The organism is Lactococcus hircilactis (assembly GCF_009601015.1).
Taxonomy (GTDB): domain Bacteria; phylum Bacillota; class Bacilli; order Lactobacillales; family Streptococcaceae; genus Lactococcus; species Lactococcus hircilactis.
In genome coordinates, this window is record NZ_WITJ01000011.1 from 57356 (window position 1) to 71664 (window position 14309).

A 14309-nucleotide genomic window follows, 5' to 3' on the forward strand; every position below is an offset into this window, starting at 1 on the left:
ATAAATATAATTGTCTAAAAGTGTCGTCTTAACTTGATTTATCACATGTTAATTGGTCCAACTAGGCATATTCAATCAAAAGAGATTTGCGTTGCAAATTATCGGAGGGAAAATGGATAATCAAAATCAAGAAGTCGGAAAAATCGTTGATATTAGAAATCAAGTCAAATCTCATTTAGGGCAAACCATTGAAATAACTTCTCAATTTGGTCGGAAACGTGAAAATCGTCATAAAGTTAATTTGATTGAAGCTTACGCGACACACTTTGTGATTGAAAATATTCCAGCGCGTGGACCAAAAACCACAGAATCTTATCAATATGCGGATATTTTAACTGCAACGATTTTAATTCATTTTTAATGTATTAAAGGTTCATTCATAAATTTTTTGGAAAGGAGATAAAAAAGATGATGGCAAATTGGGATTTAGATATGATTCCTGTCAAAGGTGGTTCAGGCAATGCGTTTACCGCAAGAAATGATGAAGCACGCGTGTTTATCAAAAAAAATGCGAATCCGATGCTCACAAGTATTTATTTGGAAGGCATTACGCCACGCGTCCTTTGGACGAAACGAACGGCTCAAGGCGACATGCTTTCAGCACAACCTTGGATTAATGGACACACCCTCACTCCTGAAGAAATGAGTGATACACAAATCAATCAAATTTTATCTCACCTCCATAAAAGTAAAAAGTTAGTGGACTCATATAAAAAACTTGGCAGTCAAGCAGTTGGTCCTGAAGCACTATTAGAGGGTGTTTACTCAAGTTCTACTGCATTGCAAAAAAATATCTATCTTTCATCTATTGTTAATCAGATGAAAAGGGAGCTTCCAGAATTGCCAGACCATGAAGTGACAGTTGTTCATGGAGATGTCAACCATAATAATTGGCTCGTTGATGATGAAACGCAACGTGTCTATTTGGTGGATTGGGACACTGTTTTTTTGAGTGATCCAATGGTTGATATGGCGTATATTTTATCTCATTATATTAAACCAGTAGATTGGAGCCGGTGGTTGAGCTATTCTGGTTACCAGCCGAAAGATAATGTGATGAATAAAGTAGCGTGGTATGGGAAACTTTCCTATCTTCGCCAAATTTCTGATGCACTTTTAAAAAATCATATCAAGCAAGTTAATGAAGAAATCCAGGGGCTTAGAAACTTCTGTCGATTGTTTTAAACAGTAGTTTATCGAGAAGGGAAACCTTCTCATTTTTCAGTTTTAGCGTGACAAAAGGAGAAAATATGCGCGTCAAATATCGTAAAGGTGCTCCAGAGTACCTTAAAGCAAACACGCATCTTGTTGTAGAAAATCCAGCAGAATATAAAGGACGCTGGTCAGAACGTTTTGGAAACGATCATCCGATTCATATTGAGGTTGGATGTGGAAAAGGTGCATTTATCGTTGGAATGGCTGCAAAACATCCGGAAATTAATTACATTGCGATAGATTTACAGCTTTCGGTATTGTCTTATGCACTTGATCGGGCGATTGAGGCTGAATTGCCTAATGTTCAGATGATTTTGGTGAATGGAGCGCAGTTGTCAGAGTTTTTTGAGGATGGAGAATGCGATCGTGTGTATTTGAATTTTTCAGATCCATGGCCAAAAACACGTCATGAAAAAAGGCGGTTGACGTATCAAACTTTTTTGGCTACAGACGAAAAAATTTTGAAAAGTGAAGGCGAGATTCATTTTAAAACCGATAATCGTGGTTTATTTGAATATTCTTTAGTTTCGATGACAAATTATGGGATGAAATTAAAGCAAGTGTGGTTAGATTTGCATGCTGATGAAGCTTTTGCTAAAGAAAATGTAATGACTGAATATGAAGAAAAATTTTCTAAAAAAGGTCAAGTGATTTATCGACTTGAAGCGCAATTTGTGAAAAAATAAGAAAATAAGAGAGGAAAATGCGATGAAGTGTCCGAAATGTTTTTCTGAAGAATCTCGTGTGGTTGATTCGAGACAGGCTGAAGAAGCTATCAGACGACGCCGTGTCTGTGAAAACTGTGGTTTTCGTTTCACAACGTTTGAGCGAATTGAAGAAATGCCCCTGTTAGTGATTAAAAAAGATGACAAGCGAGAACCATTTAATCGTGAAAAAATCACACGTGGATTAATTCGTTCAGCATATAAACGCCCTGTTTCAAGCGAGACGATTGAAAATGTTGTCTCAAATGTGGAACAAAAGATTAGACGTTTGGATCATAATGAAGTACCAAGTGATAAGATTGGTGAATTTGTCATGGAAGAATTGGCGAATGTGGATGATATCACTTATATTCGATTTGCGAGTGTTTATCGCTCATTTAAAGACGTCAGTGAGTTAGAAGCGCTACTAAAAAATATCACTAAAAAATAAATGTTTAACTCTGCAAAAATAATGAAAATCAGAAAGGAGAAAAATGTTAGCAGGAGATCGATTTGTTGTTGTCAGTACTGACAGAATTAGTTTTGACGCGGATACATTTACGAAGCTTTATTTGCCGATTATTGGACGAGATGCGTATGCCTTGTATCAGGTACTAAAAATCAGTGATTCTGGGAAAATAACATTTTTCTTAGAATATCTTAATTTTGGACCAAATCAATTTGAAGCTGCGCTTGATCACCTGAGTGCGCTTGACTTGATCAAAGTTTATGATCATCATGCTGAATTTTATATCGAAATGCAAAGTCCAAAAACCTATGATGCATTCATGAAAGATGATCTTCTAAAGCAGCTTTTATGGTCAAAAATTGATCAAAACAGGTTCACCCAAGCTTTTGTCAGTACTGACAAAAAAACAAAGGGTCAAGAAATATCAAAAAAATTTTATGAAATCTATCATCCACAAGGAAACGAATCCTTTGCATCACAGCCCATCTCGGATGTGAAAAAGGATGAAGAATCCTTTAATATGGGGGCGTTTGAGCTCGCGATGAAAGATCAGAAAATGACGTTTAGTCATGAAAACCAAGATAAATTGATGCTTTATCAGCTCGCACAAAGATTTGATAAAAGCTGGTATGATCTGTTTACATTGGCTAAAACAACTCAAAATCCTGATGCTACAATGAATGGTGCACGCCTTGCACAACAGCTGTCAGCACTGACAGAACCGTCGTCAGTACTGACAGCGGTAGAAAAGCCTGTAGAGGAGCTGATCCGTGTTGCAAAAATGCATGTCTCAAAGCCAGATGGTTCTGATGGACCGATTCAATTTTTGCAGCAACTCAGGAAAAATACAGGAGGTACGACTTCATCTGGAGAGCTTCGCCTTTTAAACGAACTAAAGGTTCAATCAATTCCTGATGAGGTCCAAAATATCATGTTGCATTATGTTTTAGTGCAACGTAAAAATCCGACATTAAATGCTGCGTTTCTTCATCAATTGGCTAATGAATGTTTACAAAATCAAGTTTTTACTGCACAAAAAGCGGTTACATGGTTTATGAATCGCGAGAAACGTCAAAAAGAAAAGCAAACAAAATTTGAACGTAACCCAAGAGTGGTCAAAAAGAGTCCAGAATGGTCAAATGCTAACTATGTTGAGCACACAACATCAGAAACGAAAGCAAAATTTGCTGAATTGCAAAAAAAGATGAGAAAGGAGAATGGCAATGGAATCCATCGGTGAAATTTTGAACCGACGAATGGATCATCAAGGGAATTTAGACGCAATTGTCCAAAAAACCTTGAAAAATTCAGAAGTTCAAGCGTTTATCAGTCAAAATAAAATGACACGTGAAGAAATTGAACGTTCTTATTCTAAATTTTATGAGTTTGTCATGGCAAAAGAAAAATTTGATCTGGAACAATCGCACATCAGCTATGAACCAGCGCTGATTATGAATCAAGGATATGCGGATGTTTCATATCAAACGACGCAAGAATTAGCTAAACAACAAGCTCATCTGAATCTTCTAAAGCGGGTTCAAATTTTGGGACTTCCAAAAGCGCTCAAGAAAATTGATTTATATAATCCTGAAGATGTTCAGATTACAAACGAGAGTCAATATCAACTCATCGAAGCCATCAATCGATTTATTCAATCTCCTAAAACTGAAAAAGGGCTGTATATTTATGGGGATTTTGGTGTAGGAAAATCATATATGATGGCTGCAATGGCGAATGAATTAGCACATCATGAAATTTCAACAACAGTGTTGCATTATCCAACCTTTGTCTCTGGATTAGATTTTGATAATGCAAAAACATGGCTGAATGAATTAAAAACAGCACAGGTTGTGGTGCTTGATGACATTGGAGCAGAACTTAATAATAGCTGGTTAAGAGATTCGATTTTACAAGTGCTTTTGCAAGCACGCATGCAAAATAATCTCCCAACTTTTTTTACTTCAAATTTGACCATGAAAGAACTCGAACAACATTTAGCACAAACAAAAAAAGTAGAAGACATTTGGCCCGCCAAAAGAGTGATGGAGCGCATCAAATACCTTTCACGAGAAATACATCTTGAAGGAGTAAACCGTCGTCATGATTGATCTGATACATCTTATGAAATCCCACACTTCCGTTCGCAATTTTACGGATGAAAAAATTCCAGCAGAACTCTTAAAAGAGTGGATTGAAGCTGGGCGCGCAGCATCTAATTGGAAAAACTTCCAATCGTATTCCATCATTATCGTATCATCAGAAACACAAAAATCTAAAATTTTTGAAATTCAAGCGCAAAAATCAATCAAAAATTGTGCTACTTTTTTGGTTTTTGTTGGGGATTTGAATCGCGCAGAAAAAGCAGTTGCATTAAACCAGGGAGATTTCCAACCCAAAGGAGTAGAATCCATATTAATTTCAACAGTTGATGCATCGCTTGCTGCTGAAAATGTGTTACTGGCTGCTGAAGCAATGGATTATGGTGGTGTGATTGTTGGCTTAATTCGTGATCAATCTGCTGAAATTTCTGAACTTTTGGGACTTCCAGATTATACTTTTCCACTCTTTGGCATCGCACTTGGGAAACCAGCACGAAAAAATGCTGTGAAACCACGTCTGCCATATGAAAGTATGGTTTTTAACGAAACGTATCACGTGCAAGATGAGGCAACAATTCTTGCATATGATAAGACACAATCAGATTATGCAGGAAAAAGACGTCTCGATAGTACGTGGTCAGAACGCATGGTTCAACAATGGGGAGTTCCAGAAATAAAATCGTCAACACAACTTTTAAAAGCTAAAAAATTGTTATGAGCTATTTTCAAAAAACGTGGGATGCGTCTTAAAAACTTAATTTTAAAGTATTACAAATGTATTTTGTGTAAAATGGTTTAATTATTGATTAAAAATGTTATAATAGAGCAGTGCTTGATGAAAAAATATGAAAATCAAAAAAAATCCTGTTAATTTTTTCTTTCATCGGACATAGTTATAAAAAAAGTAAGGAAATCTCTTATGGAAAAACGCCGAAAAAAGAAGCGAATAAAACGGTTAAATTTCGTTTTCCTTTTTTTATCAATCCTATTAGGAATCATCATCGGATACCTATTGCCTCATCCGTTGAGCCAAAATAAAACACAAAAAAGTGAATCAAGTTCGGTTGTTCACGCGAAAACTCAATCTCCATCCAAAAAAACGACACCTTCTTCAAGTCGAGAAGTAGCACCATCATTTCCTGCTACGCAACCTGCGATGACCCCTCAAGAAACTGAGATTAATAATCAGTTAAAACCATATATTGGGAGCCAAGTTGGGACGTTATTGATTGTTAGAAATGGACAAATTCATTTTGAGAGAGGCTATGGCTATTTCGATGTTTCAAAAAAGATTGAAAATAATCCAAATGCACAATATCAAATTTTATCGGCTCAAAAAACAATTACGGCACAAATGATTATGAATTTGGTCGAAAATGGTCAATTAAGTTTAACGGACAAAGTCAGTAAATTTTATCCTCAATTAAAAAATGGCGATCAAATCGAAATAAAAAACTTACTCAATATGACAAGTGGATTAGTGAAACCAACGTCGCTTCCAACCAGTACAGATGATCTTACGATTGCAGATTGGACGGCGTCAAATGTCACAAGTAATGGAAAAGTTGGTCAGTGGAATTACATTGATCAAAACTATGTTTTATTAGCGGGTATTGTCGTAAAATTAACTGGAACTTCATATCAAAAACTTTTTGATCAAGATTTTAAAGCAAAATTAGGATTAACGCATTCTGGATTTGTTTATAATAAAGACGAAGTCATCAATTTGGCGACACCTTATCATTTTACTTATCAGGAGCCATATTCCGCTCCTATTGTAGAAAGTGATGCTCAGCGCTATAGTGAGCTTGGAGCTGGAAATATAGCAATGACTCCGGGTGATTTTTATACCTTGATCTCAAGTATTCTACAAAATAAAACACTGTCAGCTCAAGGAAATGTTTTGTTGCATTCCTTAGGCACTGTGACATCCGGTTATTCTGGTGGCATGTATAAGCGTATTAATTATTATACTTTAAGCGGTGTAGGGTATGGCTATGAATTAAAAGCAAAATTTACTAACGATGGTAAAAATGCAGTGATTTTCATGAGTAATTCATTCCCGACAGCTAATGATTTGATACAACAACAGCTTGTTGCAAATATTTTCAAGTTAGAGTTCGGGCTTTAAGTTTCAAAAATAAGATGTTCAAAACAGTGGATAAATGTGAACGTTTATCTACTTTTTATTTAAAACATGTTATAATATTGAAATACGTCCCTTTTGATTTCTGCTGAAATTGCAATGAATCAAGTGAAAAAGAGGCTTTGAATCAACAGAAAAATGATGTAAAAATGAACGGATCAGATCAAAAATCCGTGAACGGATAAGATGAAGTGCTCAAAAGCGCAACAATAAAGAAAGAGAGAAAAAGATGAGCTTACCTACAGTAGCGATTGTTGGCCGCCCTAATGTTGGGAAATCAACGATTTTTAACAGAATTGCAGGGGAACGCATTTCGATTGTGGAAAATATTCCAGGTGTCACTCGAGACCGCATCTATGCAACGGGAGAGTGGTTGAATAAAAAATTCAGTTTGATTGATACAGGTGGGATTGAATTATCAGATGAACCTTTTATGACTGAAATTCGCGCTCAAGCTGAAATTGCGATGAATGAGGCAGATGTCATCGTAGCAGTAGTTGACGGTGAAACGGGGCTTACAGATGCTGATGAAGCTGTTGCACAACTCCTTTATCACACGAGTAAACCGATCATTCTTGTCGTTAATAAAGTGGATAATCCTGAACGTCGGATGGATATTTTTGATTTTTATAGTTTGGGATTGGGGGACCCTTATCCTGTTTCTGCAGCGCATGGTTTAGGGACGGGAGATGTGTTGGATGCTATTGTTGAAAATCTTCCAGCCGATCTTGAAGAAGAAAATCCAGATTTGATCAAGTTTAGTTTGATTGGACGTCCAAATGTTGGAAAATCAAGCTTGATTAATGCGATTTTAGGTGAAGAACGCGTGATTGCAAGTCCGATTGCAGGAACAACACGTGATGCGATAGATACTCATTTTACAGATCCTGAAGGACAAGAATTTGTCATGATTGATACAGCTGGAATGAGAAAATCTGGAAAAGTATATGAAAACACTGAAAAATATGCTGTGATGCGTGCAATGCGTGCGATTGACCGGAGTGATGTGGTGTTAATGGTTCTCAATGCGCAAGAAGGAATTCGAGAATATGATAAACGGATTGCAGGATTTGCTCATGAAGCTGGAAAAGGAATTTTGATTGTGGTCAATAAGTGGGATACACTTGTAAAAGACGACAAAACAATGAAAAAATTTGAAGAAGACATTCGTTGGGAATTCAAATATTTGGATTATGCTCCCATCGTTTATGTTTCCGCAAAAACAGGGCAACGATTATCACAAATTCCTGAGCAAATCAAGGAGATTTCTGCGAGTCAAAATCTTCGCATTTCAAGTTCAATTTTGAATGATGTGATTATGGATGCTGTTGCCATCAATCCTACGCCAACGGATAAAGGAAAACGCCTTAAAATTTTCTATGCGACACAAGTGGCTGTTAAACCACCAACTTTTGTTGTTTTTGTAAATGAAGAAGAGCTGATGCACTTTTCGTATCTGCGATTTTTAGAAAATCAAATTCGAAAAGCATTTGTTTTTGAAGGCACACCGATTCACATGATTACAAGAAAAAGAAAATAAGGGCATCAAAAAAACCTTCATGTGAAGGTTTTTTTGATTAAGGATAATAATGAGGATTAAATTGAATCATTCTAATAGCCTAAGATGAGATGTGCAACTAATGGTGCGAAGATGACATACATGATTCCTGTGATTCCAATGCTTAAGGCAGCCATGGCTCCTTGCACTTTTCCTAGTTCAATGGCTGTTCCTGTTCCAATTGCGTGCCCTGTTCCTCCGAGTGCAACTCCTTGAGCAACAGGATCTTTGATTTTAAAGAGTTTAAGTAAAGGGGATCCAATGACACTGGTCAAAATTCCTGTTGCAACAACGACAACAACGGTGATTTGCTCTACACCGTGCATTTTATCAGAGATTCCCATAGCCATTGCTGTGGTCACAGATTTTGGGAAAATTGAGAGGCTAGCAAGGCGGCTCAATCCAAAGAGTTTTGCAGCAAGCGCCGTTAAAATGGTGTTGATCAATGCAGCAATTGCGATGGAAATGGTAATACTTCTTGCGTGATGTTTCATCAAATGGAAGGTTTTATAAAGTGGAATACCGAGTGCGACGGTACTTGGTCCAATCAGATCATTTAAAATTGATCCTCCGACATAATAATTTTTGTAAGGGATATGTGCGAGAACAAGGACAAGAATGATTAAAACGGTAGAAAATAAGAGGGGATTTGTCCAAGGTTTATGAAAAATTTCATTGATTCGAACGCCAATCATAAAAATGAGGATGGTCAAAACAAGGCCAAATAAGGGATCTGCAGTGATAATCTGTAGCATTAGTTTTCTCCTTTTGTTTCATGAGATGTTTGCCACCATTCTTTTTTATTTTTCTTATTTTTAGAATGTTGGTTGATCACGTCCAGTGCGATTTTTTGGGAAATAAGCTCTGGTGAGAGATAATCTCCTTCAAATTTAACTTTGATCCACTCGACCAATTTGCCAAGAATAAAAAGGTTGATGATGAGTGCAACGACGACAATCAATAAAATTTGGAGCCAAAAATGTGAAATCAATCCCCATTTTGCCATGATTCCCACTCCAGCGGGGAGAAATAAAATGGTCATGTTATTGATAAGAAAGCTTCCTGCAGCATCAACATTTTTAAACTCAAGGAGTTTGAATTGCAAGGCTAAAAATAAGAGAAGCATGCCAATGATTGGTCCTGGAACGGGTAAATCAAAGGCGTTTGAGATGACATTTCCGATATAAGAAAAGCCAAAAATGATTAGAAGTTGTAAATAAATTTTCATATTAGTAATCTCTATTAGGTAAATTTTGTTCTCTTCAATTTTACTCCTTCACCTTCAAATTTACAACTATTCATTTATGTTTTGTAAAATTTATTTTTTACAGCTTGATTTTTTTATGACAAAAAAAGGAGGATGAGAAAATTTTGCTGTGAAATATTGTGCATAAAATGTGGTATAATGAAATGATGAATGCTGATATTAAATTAATTGCTCTGGATTTGGATGGAACGTTGTTAAATGCCAAAAAAGAGATTTCAACTGAAAATGCTGCTGCGATTCAAAAGGCGCGTGCTAAAGGGATTCATGTCGTGTTGACGACAGGACGTCCGTTGGTTGCGATTCATTCTTATTTGGAGCAGTTGGAGATGACTGGTTTTGATGATTTTTCCATCACTTTTAATGGTGGTTTGATTCAAAGAAACACAGGGGATATTTTGTCGAAAAAAACGTTTACGCTCTCTGAGACAAAAGACATTAAGGCAATGACTCAAAATCTTGGTTTGCCATGTGATCTTTTAAGTGAAGGTGTGGTTTATATGACTGCTTCACGTGTTCCATCTTTGTATCCGACATTAAATAAAATTTTGACATTTAAGCAGGCGGAAATTGAAACGTTACCAAAACAGACGTTAATTAATAAAGTTGTTTCATGTACGGAAGCGAAAGTTTTAGATGAGAAGATTTTAGATTTTCCATCTGACTTTTATGATAAGTATGAAATTTTTAAATCCCAAGCAAAATTAGTGGAATTCATGCCAAAAGGAATCAATAAAGCGTATGGTCTTGAAAAATTAGCCGACTTGCTTCATTTGAACCCTCATGAGGTAATGGCGATGGGAGATGAAGAAAATGATCTTTCGATGATTCAATGGGCAGGATGTGGTGTTGCGATGGGCAATGCTGTTGCGCAATTAAAGGAAAAAGCCGCTGTCATTGCTGACAGAACAAATGATGAGAATGCTGTTGCTGCGGTAATTGAACAGTACGTATTTTAAGAGAAAAATGAGCGAACTCAATATGGAAAATCAAAATCCTCAGATTAAAAATTGGATTTTTAGTTTTATTTTTGCATTTATTTTGCCTGTCATTGCGTATGGAATTTTGAAGGGATTTAGGGTTTCTGATACGGTTTCATTAGGTGTGGCGACGGCTTTTCCTGTTTTATTGACGTTAGGGACGGGCATTAAAAAGCGTAAAATTAATCCCATTGGATTGGTTGCGATTTGCGGTTTTCTGATTTCGATTGTGGCAGTTTATTTGACGCATGGCAATGATTTAGCGTTTAAACTTTGGCATCCGATTTTAACTGGGACAATTGGGATCGTTTTTCTTTTCTCAAGTGCCATCAACCGTCCAATTATGGGCGTGCTTTTAAAAAATAAGCACGTTATTTCTGTCAGTACTGACAGAAATGAGAGCGAAGATTTGCCAGATGAAAAACGTGAAATGGATCGTTTTTTGATGAGTTTTACTTTATTCATGGGAGCGATATTTGCGCTTCATGCGCTTGCAACGATCATGTTGGCGTTTTTGGTTGGGACAACTTCGTTTGTCTTACTCTCAAAAGGCATTGATATTTTAGCAATTTTACTACTGATCGTAGGGATTTATTTCATTAATAAAAAATTTTCAGAAGATGAAAGCGACACAAAAGCATAATTTGGAGGGATAAAATGGGACTTTTTGACCGTTTATTTGGAAAAAAGAAAGAAAATGACGCAGTAACACAAGAACCAATAGAAGAAAAAACGACTCCAGCAGAACATGAGCCACTGTCAGTACTGACAGCGCAAGAACAGAGTGAAACTGCGCTTGATGATACACTAAAATCGTCTGTCATCACTCAAGCAGATGAATCTGAAGATGAGATTCAGATTGATGTGGACGCGCTCGCTGATATTTTTGTTCAGTCTCGTAAAGCTACTGAAAAGAAATATGAAAATTCTTTAAATTTGACGCGCCAAACTTTTGCAACGGGATTTAATGAACTTTTTGCAAATTTTAGAACGGTCGATGAGGAATTCTTTGAAGATTTGGAAGAAACATTGATCATGTCGGATGTCGGTGTTGAATTAGCAATGGACATTACAAAAGAATTGCGCCAAGAAGCTAAATTGACCAAAGCAAAATCGACAGAGGATCTTAAACAGCTGATTGTTGAAAAAATTGTTGATAAATTTGACGAGGATAAATTACCGTCAGTACTGACAACAGCACAAGGTTTGAGTGTTTATCTCTTTGTCGGGGTCAATGGTGTAGGAAAAACGACCACGATTGGCAAGTTGGCTGCGCGTTATAAAAGTGAAGGCAAAAAAGTTTTGTTAGCTGCAGCGGACACGTTTCGTGCGGGTGCAATAGATCAATTGGTAGAATGGGGAAAGCGCGCGGATGTAGAAGTAGTCACAAAAGAGGCGGGATCAGATCCTGCAAGTGTTGTTTTTGATGCGATGAAAAAAGCTAAAGATGAAGCGTATGATATTTTATTGATTGATACAGCAGGACGACTTCAAAATAAAGATCACTTGATGAAAGAATTAGAAAAAATCGGAAAAGTTATCCGACGTGAATTGCCAGATGCGCCACATGAAACGATCCTAGCACTAGATGCGACAACAGGGCAAAATGCGATTTCTCAGGCCAAGGAATTTAGCACAGTAACACCGATCACAGGTATTGCGCTGACGAAGTTGGACGGTTCAGCAAAAGGAGGCATTGTGCTTTCTATTGTCCAAAGTTTGCGTATTCCAGTAAAACTAATTGGTTTAGGTGAGCGGATTGATGATTTACAAGACTTTGACGAAGCGTTCTTTGTTCGCGGATTGTTTAAGGAATTATTATAAAAAACTGTCAGTACTGACAGAAAAAGAGTGAAGAAAAAGGAGTTGTTTTTGGTTTAAAACAACTCCTTTTTGCTTGAAGTAAAATGAAATTTTTCAATCCGCTAAACTGTCAGTACTGACAGCTTTTAATAGCGATCAAAGTGGGCATATAAGGCTTCTAAATCTTCAATATCTTTGAGGAGTTGTTGCCCGACATGAGTATCGCGCACCCGTTTTCTTTCAGTGACTTGATCGACCAAACGCTTGACACTTATCATATCTCGACTTTCATTGACAGCTTCTAAAACGCTACTAAATGGCTGATGTGCTGAAAGTTGCATTCCAAAACTATTGTATAATAAAGTATACCCAGCGATGCCTGTTTCTTTTTGATAAGGTTTTGAAAAACCGCCATCAATAACAATTAAACGTCCCTGAGCTTTGATGGGATTTTCGCCATTCTTTTCTTTGATTGGCGTATGTCCATTGATGAGATGTCCATCTTTTTGAAGGCCAAAATTTTCTAAAATATTCTCAATTGTTTTAGGATCTTCACGCAATTGATAATAGGCATTTTTCTTTTCATGATGCGTCGTTTTATCCTCAATATAGTAGCGCTCAAACGTTGTCATCGCTTCTTTACCAAATAAAGAAGAACATTCGCCTACCCAAAGATACCACAAAAGATCGGTCGCCAAATCATCTGAAGTCTCAGGATTGATAAAGCTTTCGCGTACTTTTTGATCGAAATAATCTAATAATTCACGCCCAGCATAAGCCTTTTTTTCCAATCTAAAGGATCTTAAATCTCCATTGTCATGCAACGGCAAGCAGCCATGAATCAAGAGATTCCCGTTATAGCAAAGATACATTCCACCTTTCTCAAGAAGAAAATCGACGTGTTTTTTTAGCTTTTCAGAGGATTGAAAATGTGTCAAAAGACGTTGTGTCAGTATTTTTTCCTCCTGTGTTAGCACTTCAGGATGTTCAAAATCGAGTGTTGGCGCATTAAAATCCACTAAAGGATACGTTTTATCTTTAAGTCGAATGGTTTTTTGATCGAAATCAATGAAATTTAATACATCACGATGATCTAATAAAAATTCTGGACGCCGATGAATCAATTGACTCTCCAGTTTGAATTGAAGGATTGCAGTAGCTTGTTGCAATTGATTAAGCAGCTGCTTTTCCTCCTCACGCATTGAAATGCCTTCTGTGATGATCGGTTGAAATGCTTTGGTGGGTTGATAATATGTTTTAGCATAATCAATCAAAGGACGCAGATTAATTCCATAACGCTCTTCAAGAATATCTAAATTTCCATAACGTTCAGAAACACGGAGCACATTCATCATGGCTAAAGGAGATCCAGCAATTGTTGCCATCCAAACAATATCGTGATTTCCCCACTGAATATCGACAGAATGAAGCCCCATCAATCGCTCAATAATCTGATCAGGATAAGGACCGCGATCATAAATGTCTCCAACCACATGCAAATGATCCACCGTAAGTCTGCGAATCGTATCTGCTAAAGCAATCATTAAAGGGGATAATTGTTTTAAATCCAACAATTTTTTGATGATCGATTCAAAATAATCTTTTTTATCCGTTGAAAATTCTTCTTCTGCGAGTAATTCTTCTAAAATATAACGAAATTGCTGAGGTAAAGCTTTGCGAACTTTAGAGCGCGTGTATTTTTCCCCGACAAATTTTGTCGTTTTCAATAACTCAATCAACTTGTTTTGTCGCCAGGTATCAAAAACATCCGGGCGCATTTTTTCAGCTTGATACTTGAGCTTTTCTTCAGGATAATAAATCAACGTTGCAAGATCTGAAATTTGATCCACACGATACGCTTTGAAACATTCTTTCAACTTTTCTTTGATGCTTCCAGAGCCATTTCTAAGGACATGATTAAAAGCAGCATATTCACCATGAAGATCACTCACAAAATGTTCTGTTGCTTTAGGTAGCTCGCAGATGGCATTTAAATTTATGATTTCCGTCAAAACTGCTGCTTTAGAATCAAACTGTTTTTTTAATAATTGATAATATTTCTCATCCATTT

Annotated in this window: 14 protein-coding genes and 1 pseudogene; 12 read left to right on the top strand and 3 right to left on the bottom strand. The window is 36.8% G+C overall.

Annotation, left to right across the window (positions count from 1 at the left end; translation table 11 throughout):
- Positions 1 to 112: 112 nt before the first annotated feature.
- The 9 genes from GHI93_RS08660 to der all read left to right on the top strand — a co-directional run bounded on the left by GHI93_RS08660 (position 113) and on the right by der (position 8173).
- Entirely contained in the window at positions 113 to 361 is a 249-nt protein-coding gene (locus tag GHI93_RS08660) for a Veg family protein (RefSeq protein ID WP_153496662.1), read from the top strand.
- A 50-nt stretch (positions 362 to 411) separates the two neighbouring features.
- The gene (locus tag GHI93_RS08665; RefSeq protein ID WP_170272426.1) at positions 412 to 1185 is read left to right on the top strand and encodes a phosphotransferase; all 774 of its coding nucleotides are present in this window, start codon (positions 412 to 414) and stop codon (positions 1183 to 1185) included.
- Positions 1186 to 1250: 65 nt separating this feature from the next.
- Entirely contained in the window at positions 1251 to 1901 is a 651-nt protein-coding gene (trmB, locus tag GHI93_RS08670) for a tRNA (guanosine(46)-N7)-methyltransferase TrmB (protein ID WP_153496664.1), read from the top strand.
- Positions 1902 to 1923: 22 nt separating this feature from the next.
- Entirely contained in the window at positions 1924 to 2370 is a 447-nt protein-coding gene (nrdR, locus tag GHI93_RS08675; protein WP_153496665.1) for a transcriptional regulator NrdR, read from the top strand.
- Positions 2371 to 2413: 43 nt separating this feature from the next.
- On the top strand, positions 2414 to 3628 hold the full coding sequence (locus GHI93_RS08680) for a DnaD domain protein (RefSeq protein ID WP_153496666.1): 1215 nt from the start codon (positions 2414 to 2416) through the stop codon (positions 3626 to 3628).
- A complete protein-coding gene (gene dnaI / locus GHI93_RS08685) occupies positions 3612 to 4496 on the top strand; it encodes a primosomal protein DnaI (protein ID WP_153496667.1) in 885 nt (294 codons plus the stop codon). The genes GHI93_RS08680 and dnaI overlap by 17 nt, the downstream gene beginning before the upstream one ends.
- Positions 4489 to 5205: an NADPH-dependent oxidoreductase gene (locus GHI93_RS08690; protein WP_153496668.1), complete on the top strand. Its 717-nt coding sequence runs from the start codon at positions 4489 to 4491 to the stop codon at positions 5203 to 5205. Before dnaI ends, GHI93_RS08690 begins: the two co-directional genes overlap by 8 nt.
- Positions 5206 to 5406: 201 nt before the next feature.
- Positions 5407 to 6618, top strand: a complete 1212-nt coding sequence (locus GHI93_RS08695) for a serine hydrolase domain-containing protein (RefSeq protein WP_153496669.1) — start codon at positions 5407 to 5409, stop codon at positions 6616 to 6618.
- Positions 6619 to 6862: 244 nt separating this feature from the next.
- On the top strand, positions 6863 to 8173 hold the full coding sequence (gene der, locus GHI93_RS08700; RefSeq protein WP_153496670.1) for a ribosome biogenesis GTPase Der: 1311 nt from the start codon (positions 6863 to 6865) through the stop codon (positions 8171 to 8173).
- Positions 8174 to 8244: 71 nt separating this feature from the next.
- On the opposite strand, the gene GHI93_RS08705 is transcribed toward der, so the two are convergent.
- Positions 8245 to 8946, bottom strand: a complete 702-nt coding sequence (locus GHI93_RS08705; RefSeq protein ID WP_153496671.1) for an LrgB family protein — start codon at positions 8944 to 8946, stop codon at positions 8245 to 8247.
- A 107-nt stretch (positions 8947 to 9053) separates the two neighbouring features.
- Positions 9054 to 9419 (bottom strand): annotated as a pseudogene (locus GHI93_RS08710) (CidA/LrgA family protein); the annotation flags it as partial.
- Between the two features lie 185 nt (positions 9420 to 9604).
- On the opposite strand from GHI93_RS08710, the gene GHI93_RS08715 reads away from it, so the two are divergent.
- Genes GHI93_RS08715 through ftsY form a run of 3 tightly spaced genes read left to right on the top strand, consistent with a single transcriptional unit; the run spans position 9605 to position 12259 of the window.
- The gene (locus tag GHI93_RS08715) at positions 9605 to 10414 is read left to right on the top strand and encodes a Cof-type HAD-IIB family hydrolase (RefSeq protein WP_153496715.1); all 810 of its coding nucleotides are present in this window, start codon (positions 9605 to 9607) and stop codon (positions 10412 to 10414) included.
- 7 nt (positions 10415 to 10421) lie between these two features.
- Positions 10422 to 11078: a VC0807 family protein gene (locus tag GHI93_RS08720; RefSeq protein WP_246177067.1), complete on the top strand. Its 657-nt coding sequence runs from the start codon at positions 10422 to 10424 to the stop codon at positions 11076 to 11078.
- A 14-nt stretch (positions 11079 to 11092) separates the two neighbouring features.
- On the top strand, positions 11093 to 12259 hold the full coding sequence (ftsY, locus tag GHI93_RS08725) for a signal recognition particle-docking protein FtsY (RefSeq protein WP_153496673.1): 1167 nt from the start codon (positions 11093 to 11095) through the stop codon (positions 12257 to 12259).
- Positions 12260 to 12384: 125 nt separating this feature from the next.
- Here the strand turns inward: ftsY and GHI93_RS08730 are convergent, their stop codons facing one another.
- Complete coding sequence (locus GHI93_RS08730; RefSeq protein WP_153496674.1) at positions 12385 to 14307, bottom strand: fructose-1,6-bisphosphatase; 1923 nt, start codon at positions 14305 to 14307, stop codon at positions 12385 to 12387.
- Positions 14308 to 14309 lie beyond the last annotated feature (2 nt).